Here is a 17,011-nt window from a genome sequence, read left to right on the forward strand (position 1 = left end):
GCTCGCCGTGGGGCTCGCCGACCAGTCGGTGTCGAGCCTGGCCAGTGTCGCGCTGACCATCGTCGTCGCGAGGAACGCCGGGCCCGCCGGGCTGGGCGCCTTCGGAGTCGCCTACGCCCTGTACCTGATCGTGGCGGGGGCGTCCCGGGCGGTCGCCAGCGAACCGTTCCTGGTCCGCCTCAGCGGCGCCGCCGACGCGGAATGGCGCGCCGGGGCGCGGGACTGCACCGGGATGGCGGTGGCGGTCGGGACCGCCGCCGGCGCGGTCGTGCTGCCTGCCGCGCTCGTGTCCGGCGGGGCGGTCGGGGCGGCCCTGCTGCCGCTCGCCGCCTCCCTGCCGGGGCTGCTGCTCAAGGACGCGTGGCGGTTCGCCTTCATCGCCGCGGGACGGCCGTGGCGGGCCGTCCTCAACGACGGTGTCTGGGGGCTCGGCCAGGTGCTCGCGGTCGGCGGGGTGCTGGTCGCGGACGGGCGGCCCGGCGTCGGCGCGTTCGTCGCCGCCTGGGGCGCGTCCGCGACGGCCGCGGCGGTGTTCGGGAGCGTCCAGTCCGGTTGTGCGCCCGCCCCGTGGCGCGCCGGGCGGTGGATCGCCGCCCACCGCGACCTGCTGCCCGGCTACACCGTCGACTTCGCCGCCCGGATGGGCGGACGGCAGCTCGCGCTCCTGGCGACCGGCGCGCTCGGCGGGCTCCCGGCCCTCGCCGCCATCCGCGCCGCCGAGATCCTGTTCGGCGCGCTCAACGTCGTGCTGCAGGCCGTGCCGCTGGTCACCGTGCCGGCGGCGGTGGCGGCCGGACGCCGGTCGGCCACGGCGCTGCGCCGGGCCGTCCGCGGCCTGACGGCCGCCCTCGTCGCGCTCGCCCTCGGCTACGGCGCGCTGGTGCTGCTGGTGCCGGACGAGCTGGGCCGCGCGCTCGCGGGGGAGTCCTGGACGCTGGCCCGGCCCGTGCTGCTCGCCGAGTGCGCCCTCTTCGTGAGCATCGCGGCGATCACCGGTCCCGCGCTCGGTCTCCGCGCGATCGGCGACGCCCGCGGCGGCGCGACGATCCGCCTGATGGTCGTCCCGCTGTCGGTGCTGTGCGGCGCCGGCGGGGCCTGGACGGCCGGCGCCCCGGGCGCGCTGTACGGGCTGGCGCTGGCCAACTGCGCCGGCCTCGTCCTGTGGTGGCGCCAGTTCGCACGCGCGCTGGCCGGCCCGCCGCCGTCCCCCCGGAGCGAGGCCCTGATGCCCGCCTCCCGAACCGCCTGAGGAGCACGATGGAACTCTCCGAGTACGGACGCCGCCACCGGGCCGTCGTCGTCCCGCTGACGGCCGTGCCCATCATCGCCGCGGCGGGCGGCGCGGGCTGGGCCGCCGTCCAGCCCGCCGAGTACCGGCACAGCGTGGAGATCCGGGTGCCCGCTCCGGCCGACGGCGGCGGCGCGGCGCTGCTGGAACAGCACGTGTCGACCTACCGCGGGCTCGTCGCGTCGAGCGCCGTGGCCGCCGCCGTGGCGCGTGAGACGTCCGTCCGGGCGGGGGACGCGCGGAACGGGCTCCGCACCTCGCGGCCCCAGCAGGGCGCGCATGCCGGGGCGATCGTCCGGGTCACCTACACCGGTACCCGCCGCTTCGAGGCGCCCGCCGTCACCAAGGCCGCGGCCGGGGCGGCGGTCACCGAGCTGATGCGGCCCGCCATGGAAGCCGCGCAAGGCTCCGCCGCCGCCGCCGAGAGCGAGGCCGGATCGGGCAGGCGGGCGCTCGACCGGGCGGCGGCCAGGTACGGCGGGCTGCCGCTGGAGGAGTACCGGGCGCTGCAGAACCAGGTCGCCCAGCTGGAGGTCGAGCTGGACGCCCCGGGCGGCAACCGGTCCCCGGCCGAGATCAGGACGGCCCTGCAGACCCGCAAGAAGCGGCTGGCCGTGCTGGCCCCGCGCGCGATGGAGGTCGCTGAGCTCCAGGACCGGGTGGCGCAGGCGGACCGCAAGGCCGCCGACGCCAGGCTGAAGGTCCTCGACCTGGAGGCGCGGACGGACGCGGCGCGCGCCTCCCTCGTCCCCGTCTCCGCGGCGGCCCGGCCCGTCGACCGCGGCGTGATCGTCCTGCGGACGGGCGCGCTGTCCGCCGGGACGGGCGTGCTCGCCGCCGTCGGCATCCTCGTGGTCGTCCAGAGCCGCCACCCGCGCCGCGACCCCCTCCCCGTGCCGCCGGGCGATCGTCCCGCCCAGCCCGCCGAACTCCCTTGAGGGGGCGGGTCAGACGGGGTAGCCGAAGCGGGCGAGGTGGTCGGCCAAGGAGCGGTCGAGCGCCTCCCGTTGCGCGGGCGAGTAGTCGCCGTGGAACGCGTCGGCACGCGCGGACGAGAACGTGTGCCGGGTGAAGCCGCGCTCGAAGGCGGGCGTCCACGACAGCCCGAGGGACCCCAGGACGAGCTTCGTCCGCCCGCGCGGGTCGCCGAGGACGTCCTCGTACCGGACCTCCAGCCAGGACTCGGCGGGCACCGCCGCGCGGGCGGTCTCGTAGGCGTCCATCAGCAGCTTCCAGGCGATCCCCGCGAGCAGGACGAACGAGCGTCCCGACGCCTCCCACTCGGCGGCGTACGGCTCGGGCAGCGGGCCGAAGTGCCAGCCCGCGGGGCCCAGGTGACCGCGCCACCACGGCATCCGCAGCCAGGACGCGGCCACCGCGCGGCCGTCGCGGACGACGTGCACGAACCTGGCCTCGGGGAAGACCTCGTGGAGCAGGGCGGCACGCGGCCAGCCGGTGAACTTGTGCAGGTAGACCGGGGCGCCCTCGGCCGCGTGGCGGGCCTCGAAGAACGTCCGGAGGCGTCCGTCCAGCCAGGGTGTGACGTCGGCGCCGGTGAGGTCCCGGAACGGGTCGGCGAGCAGCGGTGACACCTCCCGGTCCAGGACCCGGTACCCCTCGGACGGGGCGAACCGGAGCCGTCCCTTGCGGGTGCGGCGGGGCGGGACCCGGCGGTAGATCGCGCCGCTGCGGCGGCGGACGGGGCCGGGACAGCGCGCCCAGCGGTCGTCGAGGTTCGAGACGAACCCGATCTCGGGATGGCGGGCCAGCACCTCGTGCACGAGGGTGGAGCCGCAGCGGCCGCTGCCGATGACGAAGCCGAACACGAAGGCGCTCCCGGTGACGTCGGGCGGGCCCGGCTCGGGGGAGCCGGGCCCGCGGATGTCGCGACGCGGATCATGGGGTCGGGGACGGGTGGTGTCTACGACCGGGGGCTGCCGGGCCGGGGGGACGGCCCCTCGCGCTCCCCGGTCAGGTGACGTCGCCGGTCAGTTGACGTCGGTCGTGGTGCACTTGTTGGCGCCCGGCGTGGAGTTCACGGGCACGAAGCCGGCGTCGGTGATGACCTTGTCGATCGCCTGCCCGTAGTTGCGGTCGGCGCCCGCGTGCTCCTGGCCGGGACCCGTGGTGCCGACCGGCTTGCTGTGCAGCGAGTTCGGCTTGCAGATCCAGCCGTTCTCGCCGATGTAGCCCAGCGCCCACGGCGTGCCGGCGGGCAGGTTGCGCCGGTACACGTTGTAGACGGTCCGGTTGTACTGGTAGGTGCCGTTCTGGATGGTGGTGGCGGTCGGGGCCACCCCGCCCACGGAGATCAGGTCGGTGGCGGCGTCCGTGCACTCCGCCGAGCCGGAGACGTACTTGCCGAACGACAGCCACCAGATCGCGCGGCCCTTGTCGGCCGCGGGCAGGTCGTTGATCGGGGTGCAGGCGTTCTCGAACAGGATCTGGCCGCCGGTCGCGGCGACACAGGTGTTGGGGTCGCCGCCGATGAACGCCTGGAACGCGGCGTAGGTGCCGGAGCTGGTCTGCACCCCGTTCACCATGATCTGGGTTCCCGGCGTGCCGCCGAAGTCGCCCCAGTCCTCCGTGCAGCCGTCACCGGAGATGTCCCGGAAGATCTCCTGGAGCTGGGCGTGGGTCAGGTTGGTCACCGGGCCCGAGGCGCCGCCGGCCCACTTGGGGATCGCGATGGCGTCCTTGGCGAACCCGACGTAGCGCAGCGGGTCGTTGGCGTTCTGGCACTGCGTCGGGACGCTGCCGGGCCCGGACGACGAGCGGGCGTAGTTGATGTCGTACACGCCCGCGGTGCCGTCGTTCTTCTGGCACAGCATGCGCAGGCCGGCCGACGAGCCCTGCGGGAAGAGGCTCGTGGCGACCTCGTGGTCGTAGTTCTCGGTGCGGACGGCCGCGGCCTGGTCGGCCGGGTCGCACTCCATCTGCGGGACGGCCGGCGGGACCCGCAGGTTGCAGCCCGGGGACAGGTTGTAGAGCTTGTCCAGGTTCTGCATCACGTCATAGGTGGTGTCGGATCCGGCGCCACGGATGAACGGGCTGACCTTCCCGTCGGTGAACGGCGGGAGGGCGGCGAGGGCCGGGACGGTCAGCGCGACCGTGCCGGCCGCGGCGGCCACCACCAGCAGCGTGCGCCGCCGGAAATTCCGGAAACTGAATCTTTTGCGCTCGTCGTTCCTTGCAGACATGGGGTCGGCCTCCTGGTCGACGTCTTTCCTGCCGTACTGCGCAGGAGTTCAGCCGCGTCGCGACATCAAAGCCGATGTTCATCCGTTCGCTGCTTTGCGTCGACCAACGGACCGGGGCGGGCGGGCGAACGGTTATCGCGATTCCGGGACGTCTAGTTAATGTTCGGCGCGAGCGGGCGGATCGGGCGCCGAATTTCGCCCGTGCTTTCCGGAGTTCATCACGCCATAATGTCCCCGTCATCGCTCGATGGCCGCCGGGCTGCAGGGTCCGTTGACATGAGAAAGGTGCCGATCGCGCTCGCCGGACTGCTGGTGGCGTCGCCGTGGGCCGCGTCCTGCGGTTCCGGTGAGCCGGAGACGAAGACGCTGCCCCGGGTCGTGTCCACCGAGGTCGCGGCCGGGCGGACGGTGCGGCTCACCGACGCCGGGCCGGTTCCGCGGCGCGTCATCGCCGGGCCGGGTGACCGGATCACGTGGCGCAACGAGTCGTCCGCCCCTCGGGAGGTGCGGCTGATGGACGGCACCGCCCCGTCCGGGCCGATCGCGCCGGGCGGTGCCTATGCCCGCACTTTCAGTACGTCCGGCACCTTCGCCTATCGGCTCGTCCTCACTCCGGCGAGCACCGAAAAGGCCGACAGTGGCCAGGACGGCGGAAAGCGCGCCGGAAATGGATCGGGAAAGAGCGCCGCTCCGGTGCCGGACGGGGTCGTCGAGATCAACCTTCCGGCCGTTCGTCCCTGACGCCGGGATTCGCTTCGGTCAAAGGGGGCCGGGGGCTCCGGCTCTCGCGTACAGCTCGTCCAGTCCGGCGAGGTGCCTTTCGGGGGAGAAGCGTTCCGCGGCGATCCGGCGGGCCGCCTCTCCCGCCGACCGCCGTGCGGACGCGTCTCCTACATAGCCGTGCGCCGCCGCCGCGAGCGCGGCCGGTTCGTCCGGCGGGACCAGCCGTCCGGAGACCCCGTCGGTGATCAGCTCGGGGATGCCGCCCAGCGGTGTCGAGACGACCGGTACCCCGCACGCGAAGCCCTCAAGAATGATCATGGGCTGGTTCTCGAACCACCGGGACGGGACGAGCAGCGCCGCCGCGGACCGCATGAGCGCCTCCACCTCGTGCCGGGGGAGGCGGCCGTGGAACGTCACCCGTCCGGGGGCGACGTCCTCGGCCAGCCTCTCCAGCGCCTGCCGTTCGGGGCCGTCCCCGGCGATGTCGAGCCGCACGCCGTCCGGCAGGAGGGCGGCCGCCCGGATCGCGGTGTCGACCCCCTTCTCGGCGCTGAGCCGCCCCGCTGCCAGCAGCCGCCCGCCCGGGTCCGAGCCGGACGGCGCGGCATGCGCGGGCGCCTGGACGAAATGGTCGAGCACCTGGAGCCGGTCGCGGTAGACCTCCGCCTCGGTGAGCCGTTCCGCCAGGAACCGGCTCGGGCAGATGAACACGGTGACCTGGTCGTACGCGCCGAGCCGCCGGTGCAGCCAGGTTTCGGCCGCGACCGCCGCGCTCGCCGGGAGCGAGCCGCCCTTGCAGCGGCGCGCCACCGCCTGGCGCAGCCCGCCGCTGACGCACGCCGTGCAGGGACGGCCGTGCGCGAGCATGGTGTACGAGGGGCACACCAGCTTGTAGTCGTGAAGCGTCATCACCGTCGGCACCTTGGCTGTCCGCAGCGCCGCGAGAATCGACGGGGAGAGCTGGTGGTAGACGTTGTGCAGGTGCGCGACGTCCGGCCGGAACCCGGCGATCACCTCGGCCAGCCCGCGCCGGGCGCTGACCGACCACATCATGCGGCCCGCCCCCTTCATCTTGCCCGCCACCCCGGGCGGCAGCGGGTTCATCTCAAGGTGGGACGGGAAGTGCCCGGCGTATCGCGAGGGAATGTTGTCGGGATGGTCCATGGCGTAGAAGTCCGTGGCGTCCCCCCGCTCGTGTTGCATCGCGGCCACGTCCAGCATGTACGCCTCGGCGCCGCCGCGGCGGTAGAGGAACTTGTTGATGTGCAGCACCCTCATGGTCGCCCTCCGGGGGCGTTCGGCGGGGCGGGGACGGGCGGCTCGTCCGTGTCCCGCGCACGGATGATGGCCAGGGCGATCCCGGCGAGCGCGGCCACGTACCACTGGACGGCGACCGTGGTCATGACGTTGTCGGCGATCGCGAAGACCGCGAGGACGGCCACGGCCCCGGCGAAGCCGGCCGCCACCCCGCGATCGAGTGCCCCCTCCTGAAGGGGCCCGGCGCTGCCCTGGAGGTCGGTGCTGGCCTGGAGGTCGGCGGTGGCCTGGAGCGCGGCCCTGGCCGTGAGCACGAACGCGGCCAGCAGCGCCAGGTACGCCAGCAGCCCGACGAACCCGGTCTCGGCGAGCGCCCGCAGGTAGTCGTTGTGCACCTCCTTGCCGAGCGCCGTTCGCGCCGCCCCCGGCCCGAGCCCGGTCACCGGATTGCCGCCGATCAGGTCGAGCACCTGGCCCCAGTGCTCGAAGCGCCAGGTCAGAGAGCTCTCGGGGGCGCCAGGCGCGGAGCCGGCGGCATCGGTCAGCCGCGCCCGGACCGACGGCAGCGCGAGCGGCGGGAGGAGCACGGCCACGCCGAGAACGAGCAGCAGCCGCCGTCCCGTGAGGACGGCGACGACCGCCAGCCCGGCCACCGCCGCCAGCCACGCCCCTCGTGTGTGGCTGGCGACGAGTGCGACCGCGAGCCCGCAGGTCAGCAGGACGAGCCCGGTGCGCGGATTCAAGCCGAGCCGCCCGCTCAGCCGGGGGAGGAGCGCCACCGCGACGGTCAGCATGAGCGCTGAGTACACGCCGAGGACGTTGGGATGCCAGAACGTCCCGTGCGGTCGCAGGATCCCGTGCACGTCGAGCAGCCCGTTACCGGTGCCGACCTGGTAGACGGTCGTCGCCACCGGTGCGACGGCCGACGCGACGACCGCCGCGAGCAGCGGAACCCGGCGGTGCTGGTCGTCCGACACCAGGCGCTCGACGACCAGGAGCATGACGGCCATCGCGGCCAGCCGCATGACCTCCCCGGCGGCCACGCCGGCCGCTGTGCCGGTCGCCCGGCCACCGACCAGGCTCAACGCCGACGCCGCCACCATGGCGACCGCGGCGGCGGGCAGCGCCATGACGGTCCGCGTCCGCGCGCGGCGGGGCGGCTGCGCCGCCAGCCAGGCGACGCCGATGACGGCGAACCCCACACCGAGGATCGCGCCGGGGTCCAGCCAGCCGGGCACGGCCGAACTCGCGGCCTCCCCGGTCGTGTTCAGCTCGCCGTCCAGCTTGGCGGCGTCCAGGGCAGTGCGGACGAGCAGCACGGCGAGGACGAACGCGGCGAACCGGATGAGGGCGAGCAGGCCCAGCAGTGCGACCGCCGCGACGGCGAGCGGCGCCACGATCGACGCCCGGCCCGCCCCCGAGGCGATGCCCGCTCCGGTGTTCACGGCGAGGGCGGCCGCGCCGCACAGGGCGAGGGCGGTGCCGAAGCGTCGCGGCGCGCGATCGGTGACGGTCATCCGGCGTTTCCGTTCAGCCAGTCGAGGGTGGCCGGGAGCGGGGTCCGGGTGGAGATGACGACCGGGTCGGCGCTTAGTTCGAGCCCGCCGTCGTCCCAGGTCCGAGGCTCACCGACCGGCAGCGGGACGATCTCGGCGGCGGGTCCCGGCGGGGCCGTGAGGCGCCGGGCGCGCCCGTCGGCGCTCCACAGCACGAGGGTCGTGGACGGTCCCCGGTCGACGGCGGCGCCGCGCAGCCCGGCGCGGTCGTAGGGCCGCCACGTCCCCGACCCGGTCGACTCGCGCAGCCGCCGCAGCGCTTCGGCGGCCGGACGGGCGGTGCCGTCGGCCGCGTACAGGCCCCGCCAGGTCTCCTTCGGCGCCACGGCCCCGGGCGTGTGGAACAGCGGCAGGTAGACCACCCGCCGCACACCCCGCGCCAGCAGGTCGGAGGCGAGCCGGACGGTCTCCCCGGCGTGCCCGGCGGCGTCGTAGTCCGGGCCCGGCCAGAAGGAGCCCGCCTCCCATGCCTCGATCGGCATGCCCGGCGGGACGCGTCTGCGGATCTCGTCGACGACGTGCCCCGCCAGCCGCCAGGGGTCGTAGTAGTGGAGCTGGTAGATGTCGAAGACCCGGGCCTTGTCGAGGCCGGTCACGGCCTCGTGCGCCGCGAGGATCCGGCGCCCGGTGGAGGACGCGAAGGCGGCCCGCAAGCCGTTCCCGTCCCAGACCTCGGGGAGCCGCCCGTTCCGGCGCCGCTCGTAGAACGCCTGGTAGAAGCTCACCGCGGGCCTCTGCCGTCCGGCGTCGGCCCATGCCTTCGCCACCGCGAGGCCGTAGCCGGAGCTGGACAGGCCCGCGTCCGCCAGCCTGGCGCGCGGGTCGGCGTCCCGGACGGCCGCGGCCCCGGCCCGCGCCACGGGCGGGTAGGCGGCGGGGTCGGCACCCCAATGGTTGACGGTGTCGATCTCGTTCTCGATCGCGTACAGGTGGACGCCCTTGGCGGCGTACCGGGTCACGAGGGAGCGGACGAAACCGCGGTAGGCGTCCAGGTCGGCGGGCGGGTACGAGGCGGAGATCCGGGGGGCGGACGAGGGCGCCCGGCCGCTCGCCCAGCACGACCCGATCCGGATGCGGACCAGGAGTTCGTAGCCGCGCCGCAACGCGTCGTCGACGACCTTGTCCTCGGCCTGCCACCGCTGCCGCCCGCGGGCCCGCTCCACTCCGCACCAGGTGATGTCGTGGAACGTCCCGCCGCCCCGGTAGGAGTCGATCACGGGCCCGTACCGGGGCGGATACGCGTAACCGTTCCACTTCACCCCGAACGGCTGGACGAGCCGTGCGGACGTCCCGGCGGGCGGCGGGTGCGGGCCGCCGAGCGGCCCCGGGGCGCGTTCGCGTTCCTGCGTCGTGCAACCCGCCGCGACCAGTGCGCACCCGAGAACGACGGCCAGCCCGCGGAACATCGCGCGAAACCCTGGTGCCCCCGTCATTCACCGCTCCCGGCGCCGCCCCGGTAGCCATAGCGCAGCCGCAGCGGGAACGTCGCCGCCTCCACCACGCGGCGCTGGTTCCGTGGCATCGCCCGCCGCCATTCGTCGTCGAGCCGGAACACGACCCGTCCCGACCGGTGCCGGTCGACGTTGCCCGCGACGGTGTGGGTCGGCGCGAGCACGGCGGTGCGCGCGTCCACGAGCGGCAGGTCGGGATCGCCCGGGCCGGCGAGCCGTACGATCGCCGCGAGCCAGGGCTCCGGGTCGGCGATCAGATCCTCGTACCGGACGGCGAGGTAGCGATCCGCGTCCTGTCCCCACAGGCCGGCCGCCGCGGCGTTCCCGGCCCGCCACAGCAGGGCGCTCACCAGCGCGGGACGCCTCGCCATCGCGTCCGCGGCGGCCCCCGGCTTGACCCGCAGCCAGGACCAGGCGACGGCCCGCGGATCCCGGACGAGATGCGCCATCCGCACGTCCAGGCCGGTCAGCCGGTCGAGGAGGTGGCCGTAGGTGACGGGCTTGGTCGTGTCGACCACCACCCGGCAGCCGGTCACCTCGGCGATCGCGGTGTACACGCGGCCCAGCAGCGTGCCGTACTCGTCCATCGCGGGCCCGTACGGCCTGGGCAGCCTGCGGGCGATCCGCAGGGCTTGCACGTCCCGGCCGCGTGTCGTGCCCGCGTGCATCCGGCGCAGCACGTCCGCCTCCGGGCCGTCGGTGCCGCCGAGGGCCCGGGTCAGGATCTCCGCCCACACGGCGCACCGGCGCACCGGCTCGCCGCAGCCGCAGCCGCCGTGCGCGGCGAGCCCGCGCTCCCAGAGGAAGCCGAGCTCGCCGACGTTGAAGAAGCCGTGGACCTGGCCGAGCACCCCGCCGAGCAGGGTGCTGCCGCTGCGCCCGGTGCCGGTCACGTGCAGGACCGTGACCCGCCGGTCGCCCGGCGCGGCGGCGGCCATGGCCGGGGGACGGGCGGAGGACGGCTCGGCGGTCGCCGGATCGTGCCGCATGGTCAGCCGGTGACCGTGTAGACGCGGGACGCGGGGGTGGGGTCGACCAGGCCGGCCCGGTCGGAGGCGCGGACCTGGATCAGGAACGAGCCGCTCACCGTCATGCCCTGGCCGAAGCTCCAGTCGGTGAGCGTGGCCCCCGGCCTGAGCACGGGCAGCCGGTGCCACATGATGGCCCCCCAGGTCCCGCCCGTGCGCAGCCACTTGCCGGTCGCGCGGTTCTGGATCGCCTTGTAGACGTACAGGACGCCGTGGTCGTCGCGGGCGTAACCGCTGATCGTGGCGGTCTGGCCCCGGCGGATGGTGGTGCTGGACGCCGCCGGTGTCCTGATGACCGTGTCGGGCGGCGAGGTGTCCACGTCGAACCGGCGCCAGGGCAGGACGGCGTCGGGATGCCCGGCCGTGTCCTTCGCGACGACCTGCACCGTGTAGGCGCCGGCCGACGGCGGCGTCCACGTGTACGACCAGGCCGACTTCACGGCGTTCGGGACGGCCAGCGCTGCGGTGAAGCGGTGGTAGGGGCCCCAGGTGCCGTCCGGGCGGTACCACAGCCGGCTCACCCGGTCCTGGAAGGCGATGCCGACCGAGGCGACCCCGGTGTCGTCGGTCGCGGTCCCCGCGAAGGTCAGCCCGGTACGCCCGAAGACCTCGTCGTGCAGGGCGGGCCGGTCGATGGTGGCGTCCGGCGCGGCCGTGTCCGCCGCCCATGCGGGCACGGCGGTCAGCCCGCCGAACAGGACCGAGCCGGCGGTCACGTGCGCCACGGAAATACCGAATTTCATGTGTCCCCGCTTCGTGGTGATGCTCCGCAGGTGGTGATTATCAGGCCCATCAGCCTAAGGACGGTAAAGATGGAGAACGGGTTGAGTGGCGTTAACGCGGGATGGCGCGAAGGTGGCGCGTGGAAAAATGTTGATCGTGTGACCAGCGCTTTTGGCGTTGCGTTAACGCCCGACGTCGGCGGGGCGAAGACCGGCTTTTCTCATTGAACGCGCGACGTCCGCGCGACGAATGCGGCTCTCGATTGTTCAATTCCGGGCGGACGCATTCCTAGAGTTCCGCGGTGAGCGGGCCGGAAAGGCCGCCGTGTCACCACCCGATGGGGAGACCGTCAATGCGTACCTTGTCGCATTCCGAAGCGCCCTTGGACGAACGGCCGTTGCGGATCGCCATGATCGGGCAACGCGGGGTGCCCGCCACCTACGGCGGGGTCGAGCACCACGTCGCCCACCTGGGCCGCCGGCTCGCGCTCAAGGGCCACGAGGTGACCGTCTACTGCCGGCCCGGCTACGTCCCGGAACGGCGGGACTCCTACGAGGGGATGCGCCTGCGCCACGTTCCCACGCTCAGCTCCAAGCACCTGGACGCGATCGTGCACAGCATGGCCTGCACGCTGGCCGCCCTCCCGCGGCGTCACGACATCGTCCACTACCACGCGCTCGGCCCCGGACTCTGCTCTCCGCTGCCGCGCTATCTGTCGCGTGCCCGGGTCGTCCAGACCGTGCACGGGTTCGACGACCGGCGCGCCAAGTGGGGACGCGCGGCCCAGGGCGTGCTGCGCACCGCCCGGCGCGCCAGCGAACGGGTGCCCGACGCCGTGGTCGCGGTGTCCGAAGAGGTGGAGGGGGAGTACGCGCGCGCACGCCGGGGCCTGACGGTGCGGATTCCGAACGGCGTGGAACGCCCGTCCGCGCCGCCGCCCGAGGACGCCGTCGTCCGCCGCGGGCTCCGGCCGGGGCGATACGTCCTGTTCGTCGGGCGGCTCGTCCCGGAGAAGGCCCCCGACCTGCTGATCGACGCCTTCGCCGGGCTGGACGGCGACACCGACCTCGTGATCGCGGGAGGGACGTCGTTCACCGCGGACTACGTGCGGCGCCTTGAGGACATGGCCGGGGCCGACCGGCGCGTCCGGCTCCTCGGCTATGTCTACGGGGAGGAACTGGCCGCGCTCTACGCGCACGCCGCCGCCTTCGTCCAGCCGTCGGTGCTGGAGGGGATGCCGCTCACCCTCCTGGAGGCCCTCTCGCACGCGGCGCCCGTCGTCGTCAGCGGCATCGCCCCGCACCTCGAGGTCGTCGGCTCCGACGCCCCCGGCGCGCGGATCTTCCGTCCCGGGGACGCGGCGGACCTGCGGGACGTCCTCGGCAAGGTGCTGGCCGACCGGACGAGCGAGCACGAGGGCGCGGCCCGCCGCCGCGAGGAGGTCCTGCGCCGCTTCTCCTGGGACGCGGCCGCCGATGCGCTCGAACACCTCTACCGGACGCTCCTCGCCCCGCCGGACACCCTCCGGCGCAACGCCCTGGGCGTCCCGTCGACACCGGCGCCCGCGACACCGCCGTCGTCTGCACCGGAGTCGTCCGCACCGGAGTCGTCCGCAGCGGCGTCGTCCGCGACACCGGCGGCTCTGGCGGAGGGCGCTTCGGAGGCCGTCGCGGGCCTGCCCGGCGAACGCTGAGGCCGCCCGAGCCAAGGGGGAGCGATGACGACCGAGCAGATCGCCCTCAGCCCTCGGGCACCGCTGCGCGAGCGTGCGCGGGACGGGGGCCGGCGGCCGTGGCCGGCCGCCTACGCGCGGATCGTGCTCGCGCTCGACGTGGGGATCCTCGCCGTCGTCGTCCCGGCCGCCTACCTGGGACGGTTCGGCTGGCGGGCTCCGGCGGTCTCCGGTGTCCCGTACCCGTCGCTCGCGCTCGGGCTCTTCGCGTTCTGGCTGCTCGCGCTGCGGTTGACGCGCGCCTACGACCCCAAGGTCGTCGGATACGGCGCCGAGGAGTACCGGAGGGTGACCAACGGCGGGCTCGGCCTGGCGGCCCTCGTCGCGACGACCTGCTATCTCACCGGCCTCCCGCTCGCCCGCGGGTTCGTCGGGGCGGCCTTCGCGATCGGCACGTTCGGCCTGCTCGCGGGACGGTACGCGGCCCGCAGGCGGTTGCATCGCAGGCGCACGACCCACCGGGACTGGTCGCACCGGGTCCTCATCCTGGGGGGCGGCCCACCGGCGGCCGAGCTGATCCGCCGGTTCCGCAGCGAGCCCTACACCGGGTTCCACGTGGTCGGCGTGTGCCTCCCGGACAGTGAAGCGGCCCCGGTCCTCTTCGACGACGTGCCGTTCGCCGGGACGCCCGCCGCCATCCGCGAGGCCATCACCAGGCTGGACGCGGACACGGTCGCGGTGACCGCGTCGGCGGGCCTCAGCCCCGCGGCGCTGCGGCGGCTGGGCTGGGAACTGCACGCGAGCGGGGTCGATCTCGTGGTGGCGCCCGCCCTCGCCGACATCGCCGGGCCGCGCATCCACACCAGGCCGGTCGCGGGCCTGCCGCTCATCCACGTCGAGGAACCGGAGCTGGGCGGGCCGCGGCGGGTCCTCAAGGCCGCCGCCGACTGCGTGCTCGCGCTGTCGCTGACGGCGCTGTTCGCCCCGGTCCTGGCCGTGATCGTGGTGGCCGTCCGGCTGGACAGCCGGGGGCCGGCGATCTTCCGGCAGCGCCGGGTGGGCCGGGACGGCCGGGAGTTCACCATGTACAAGTTCCGGACGATGGCGGTCGACGCCGAGTCGCGCCGGGCCGCCCTGGTGGCGGCGAACGAGAGCGACGGGGTGCTGTTCAAGATCCGTGCGGATCCGCGCATCACGCGGGCCGGCCGGTTCTTGCGCCGCTGGTCCCTCGACGAGCTTCCCCAGCTGCTCAACGTCGTCAAGGGCGAGATGAGCCTCGTCGGTCCCCGGCCGCCGCTGCCGGACGAGGTCGCGCGGTACGGCGAGGACGCGGTCCGGCGGCTTCTCGTGCCGCCGGGCATGACCGGGCTCTGGCAGGTGAGCGGACGGTCCGACCTGTCCTGGGAGGACGCCGTCCGGCTCGATCTGTACTACGTCGAGAACTGGTCCATCGCCGCCGACCTGACGATCCTCTGGAAGACGGCGGGAGCGGTGCTGCGAGGCCGGGGCGCGTACTGACCTCCGGCTGATCCCCGCTGCTCCCCGGCTCGTCCCTGGTCCTTCGGGGGCGAGCCGGGCAGTCGTTCTCCTCACGCTGGGGCGTTCTCGGGCGGTGGAGGGTTCAGACCCGCATGACGCTCGACTCCCCGCGGCGCCGGGGACGCTGGTCGCCGCGTCCGCCCACCCATTCGTCGATGACGGCCGTGGGGGCCAGCAGCCGGAACCGCGCCGCGGCCGAGTCCACCTCCCGGCGCCGGCCGTAGGGGTGCGCGCTGGTCGCGACGATCTTGCCGTCCACGCGCATGGACCAGGTCCACATGCCGCCGCGGTCGCTGCTGAAGTCGATCGGCGCCGCCGGGGAGCACGCCTGGACGGTCCGGATCGCGTTCGCGGTCTCCTCCGCGTCCGGGTAGCCCTTGGGGGAGATCGCGACGATGCGGTGGTTGCCGGTGAGAAACCGCCAGAAGACCAGCCCGTCCGCCGTGCGATAGCGCACAAAACGCATCTCGATCCTACTCTCGTCTCTGTGGAATAGCGGTGCCCTTGACCCGTCGAGCCGGGTGTGGACCGTGGTGCGAGAGCGGGGGGCGCGTGCCGGTATGGCTCCGTCGGCCGCTCACCGGTTGCGCGGTGGTGAGCGGCCGGCCGGATGTGGAAGCTCTGGGCGAGCCGTGCAATTCTCCGGGGGTCACCCAGGGTTTTCCCGGGGTTACTCGGTAATCGGTTCGGTAATCGGTTCGATCGGCGTCATTCCCACGAGACCAGGCGGCGCCGGGCGACGAGTATCGAGCCGCCGCCGAGGGTCACCATCGCCCCGCCCGTGAGGGTGAGCGGAATCATGAAGGAATCCCCGGTCTTGGGCAGTGAGCCGTTTCCGCCGCCCGGCCCGTTGTCCGCGGCCTCGCCGGGGCCGCCCGGCGAGCCCGGCGTGGTCGGGCAGTCGGTGGCACCTGGCGAAGCGGTGCCGGTCGGCGTGGTGCTGGGCGACGCCGAGCCGCTCGGTGTCGCGGCCGTGCTCGCGGGCGGTGTCGTGGACGGGCTCGCGGTGCCGGGGGCGCTGCCGGTCGGCGCGGGCGTGACGCAGTCGGTCGGCTGCGCCGTCGGCGTTGCCGTGGACGTGCCGGTAGGGGACGCGGTGGTGGCCGGCGTGGTCGCCGCGAGGGCCCGCGGGCCGGGCTGCGTCGCCGCCGGCGCGGCCTGCGCCAGGGTGAGCGCGACCGTTACCTCGCCGGTGCCGCCGTCGTCGCCGAGCGCCTGCTGACCCGCGGCCGTCAGGTCGGCCGGGACCTCGTTCCAGGTGACGGTCGGTCCGGAGACCACCGGCGGGAGGCCGGAGGTGCGCAGGGTGAGCAGGTCGGACGGGGCGTCCGGCGACGGCGTGGCGCCCGCGTTCGGTCCCTCGCCGAGCTGGGCCTTGACGGTGGCCGCCGAGCGGTTGACGGTCATCACCGGATTCCGCAGCGTCACGGTGCGGCCGGGGTAGGTGAACGTCGCGGTTCCCCAGTAGGTCACCGTCGCCGAGCCCGAGGCGGCGTCGTAGCCGCCGGCGCCGACCGGGAACCGGATCGTTCCATCGGGGCGCAGTGTCGCGCCGTCGCCGGCGGTGACCTTCGGTTCGTCCTCGCTCCTCGGGGCCTGGGGGCGCTGGGACGGCACGTCCCGGCGCCAGTCCAGGTGACCGGCCGCGACCGGGCTCTGGACCGCCGCGGGCGCGGCGGCGGGAGCGCCGGGCGCGTCGGCGAGCGCGGCCGCGGCGCCGGTGGCCAGGCCGGTCACGATCAGCGCGGATCCCATGGCCACCAGCCCCCGGCCGAGCTGGGGCAGCTGGTTATGCATCTCCGACCTCTTTCTGCACGGAAAACATCGGGCGCGGATCTCCGGAACGTCGCCGGTGAACCGCTTAAGTCCGTTGCGTGAACATTCCGTCCGGCCGGGCAGCGGGGGGAAAGCCGAATGGACCATTCGTCCGGCCCCGAACGGTGGTGGTCAACAGGGATTGTGGATGATTATGTGAATTGCGACGATGCGATTATTGATCGTTCGCCCTGGAGAGGGAATTGCTCGCATGAATTATCCACCGCCGAGCCGTCGTGCCTTTGACGGCCATTCATCTGGCCTTAATGTACCGGCCGCGACCTCCCGCCGGGGTAACCGGCTCCATACTTTCGGCGAGATCCTCGCCACTCTCGGAATGGCCGTCCTGCTTTTCGTGGCCTATGAGTTCTGGGGCCGGGCGTGGGAGCTGGACGGCGCCCAGCGCCGGCTGGACCACGACCTCGAACGCCTCTGGGCGCTGTCGGCCCCGCCCCGTCCCGGCCAGCCGGTCGGACGGCTGCACGTCCCGCGCCTGCGCAAGAGGTGGGTGGTGGTCAGCGGCGTCACCCCGGGCGCGCTGGCGCGGGGCCCCGGTCGCTATCCGGGCGCCGACGAGCCCGGCGACCTCGGCAACGTGGCGGTCGCCGGACACCGCATGCCGTCGGTGTTCTGGAACCTGGACCGGCTCCGCGCCGGCGACCCCGTCGTCGCCGAGACCCGCACCGGCTGGTTCGTCTACCGGGTCGTCCGGGTCCGCGTCGTCCGGCCCACCCAGGTCGAGGTCGTGGCACGCAACCC

Annotated in this window: 16 protein-coding genes; 7 read left to right on the plus strand and 9 right to left on the minus strand. The window is 74.2% G+C overall.

Annotated elements, in window-relative coordinates; translation table 11 throughout:
• Both ETD83_RS42865 and ETD83_RS29280 read left to right on the plus strand, forming a co-directional pair.
• The coding region (locus ETD83_RS42865; protein ID WP_171064490.1) for an MATE family efflux transporter at positions 1–1,249 on the plus strand (1,249 nt) is incomplete at its 5' end.
• Between the two features lie 8 nt (positions 1,250–1,257).
• A complete protein-coding gene (locus ETD83_RS29280) occupies positions 1,258–2,226 on the plus strand; it encodes a hypothetical protein (protein WP_138648442.1) in 969 nt (322 codons plus the stop codon).
• Between the two features lie 9 nt (positions 2,227–2,235).
• On the opposite strand, the gene ETD83_RS29285 is transcribed toward ETD83_RS29280, so the two are convergent.
• Both ETD83_RS29285 and ETD83_RS29290 read right to left on the minus strand, forming a co-directional pair.
• Entirely contained in the window at positions 2,236–3,114 is an 879-nt protein-coding gene (locus tag ETD83_RS29285) for a sulfotransferase family protein (RefSeq protein ID WP_171064491.1), read from the minus strand.
• Between the two features lie 162 nt (positions 3,115–3,276).
• Positions 3,277–4,488, minus strand: a complete 1,212-nt coding sequence (locus ETD83_RS29290) for a substrate-binding domain-containing protein (protein ID WP_138648444.1) — start codon at positions 4,486–4,488, stop codon at positions 3,277–3,279.
• A 276-nt stretch (positions 4,489–4,764) separates the two neighbouring features.
• On the opposite strand from ETD83_RS29290, the gene ETD83_RS29295 reads away from it, so the two are divergent.
• Positions 4,765–5,229 carry a cupredoxin domain-containing protein gene (locus ETD83_RS29295; protein WP_138648445.1) on the plus strand — a complete coding sequence of 155 codons (465 nt, stop codon included), beginning with the start codon at positions 4,765–4,767 and terminating at the stop codon, positions 5,227–5,229.
• A gap of 18 nt (positions 5,230–5,247) precedes the next feature.
• Here the strand turns inward: ETD83_RS29295 and ETD83_RS29300 are convergent, their stop codons facing one another.
• Genes ETD83_RS29300 through ETD83_RS42870 form a run of 5 tightly spaced genes read right to left on the minus strand, consistent with a single transcriptional unit; the run spans position 5,248 to position 11,219 of the window.
• Entirely contained in the window at positions 5,248–6,489 is a 1,242-nt protein-coding gene (locus ETD83_RS29300) for a glycosyltransferase family 4 protein (protein ID WP_138648446.1), read from the minus strand.
• Positions 6,486–7,985: an O-antigen ligase family protein gene (locus ETD83_RS29305; protein ID WP_138648447.1), complete on the minus strand. Its 1,500-nt coding sequence runs from the start codon at positions 7,983–7,985 to the stop codon at positions 6,486–6,488. The genes ETD83_RS29300 and ETD83_RS29305 overlap by 4 nt, the downstream gene beginning before the upstream one ends.
• Positions 7,982–9,457 carry a hypothetical protein gene (locus ETD83_RS29310; protein ID WP_138648448.1) on the minus strand — a complete coding sequence of 492 codons (1,476 nt, stop codon included), beginning with the start codon at positions 9,455–9,457 and terminating at the stop codon, positions 7,982–7,984. The genes ETD83_RS29305 and ETD83_RS29310 overlap by 4 nt, the downstream gene beginning before the upstream one ends.
• On the minus strand, positions 9,454–10,464 hold the full coding sequence (locus ETD83_RS29315; protein WP_138648449.1) for a sulfotransferase: 1,011 nt from the start codon (positions 10,462–10,464) through the stop codon (positions 9,454–9,456). Before ETD83_RS29315 ends, ETD83_RS29310 begins: the two co-directional genes overlap by 4 nt.
• 2 nt (positions 10,465–10,466) lie before the next feature.
• A complete protein-coding gene (locus ETD83_RS42870; protein WP_171064492.1) occupies positions 10,467–11,219 on the minus strand; it encodes an Ig-like domain-containing protein in 753 nt (250 codons plus the stop codon).
• A 96-nt stretch (positions 11,220–11,315) separates the two neighbouring features.
• On the opposite strand from ETD83_RS42870, the gene ETD83_RS42875 reads away from it, so the two are divergent.
• The 3 genes from ETD83_RS42875 (at position 11,316) to ETD83_RS29325 (ending at position 14,416) form a co-directional block, all read left to right on the plus strand.
• The gene (locus ETD83_RS42875) at positions 11,316–11,453 is read left to right on the plus strand and encodes a hypothetical protein (protein WP_171064493.1); all 138 of its coding nucleotides are present in this window, start codon (positions 11,316–11,318) and stop codon (positions 11,451–11,453) included.
• Between the two features lie 125 nt (positions 11,454–11,578).
• On the plus strand, positions 11,579–12,919 hold the full coding sequence (locus ETD83_RS29320) for a glycosyltransferase family 4 protein (RefSeq protein WP_171064494.1): 1,341 nt from the start codon (positions 11,579–11,581) through the stop codon (positions 12,917–12,919).
• 24 nt (positions 12,920–12,943) lie between these two features.
• On the plus strand, positions 12,944–14,416 hold the full coding sequence (locus ETD83_RS29325) for a sugar transferase (protein ID WP_138648451.1): 1,473 nt from the start codon (positions 12,944–12,946) through the stop codon (positions 14,414–14,416).
• Between the two features lie 103 nt (positions 14,417–14,519).
• Here ETD83_RS29325 and ETD83_RS29330 read toward each other — a convergent pair whose 3' ends face one another.
• Together ETD83_RS29330 and ETD83_RS29335 are read right to left on the minus strand one after the other, a co-directional pair.
• Positions 14,520–14,894, minus strand: a complete 375-nt coding sequence (locus ETD83_RS29330; protein WP_171064495.1) for a DUF1508 domain-containing protein — start codon at positions 14,892–14,894, stop codon at positions 14,520–14,522.
• A gap of 251 nt (positions 14,895–15,145) precedes the next feature.
• Positions 15,146–16,234 carry an HtaA domain-containing protein gene (locus tag ETD83_RS29335; RefSeq protein ID WP_171064496.1) on the minus strand — a complete coding sequence of 363 codons (1,089 nt, stop codon included), beginning with the start codon at positions 16,232–16,234 and terminating at the stop codon, positions 15,146–15,148.
• A 355-nt stretch (positions 16,235–16,589) separates the two neighbouring features.
• On the opposite strand from ETD83_RS29335, the gene ETD83_RS29340 reads away from it, so the two are divergent.
• A partial coding sequence (locus tag ETD83_RS29340; protein ID WP_171064497.1) for a sortase occupies positions 16,590–17,011 on the plus strand: 422 nt, incomplete at its 3' end.

This window comes from Actinomadura soli, from assembly GCF_005889715.1.
In the GTDB taxonomy this organism is placed as follows: Bacteria; Actinomycetota; Actinomycetes; order Streptosporangiales; family Streptosporangiaceae; genus Spirillospora; species Spirillospora soli.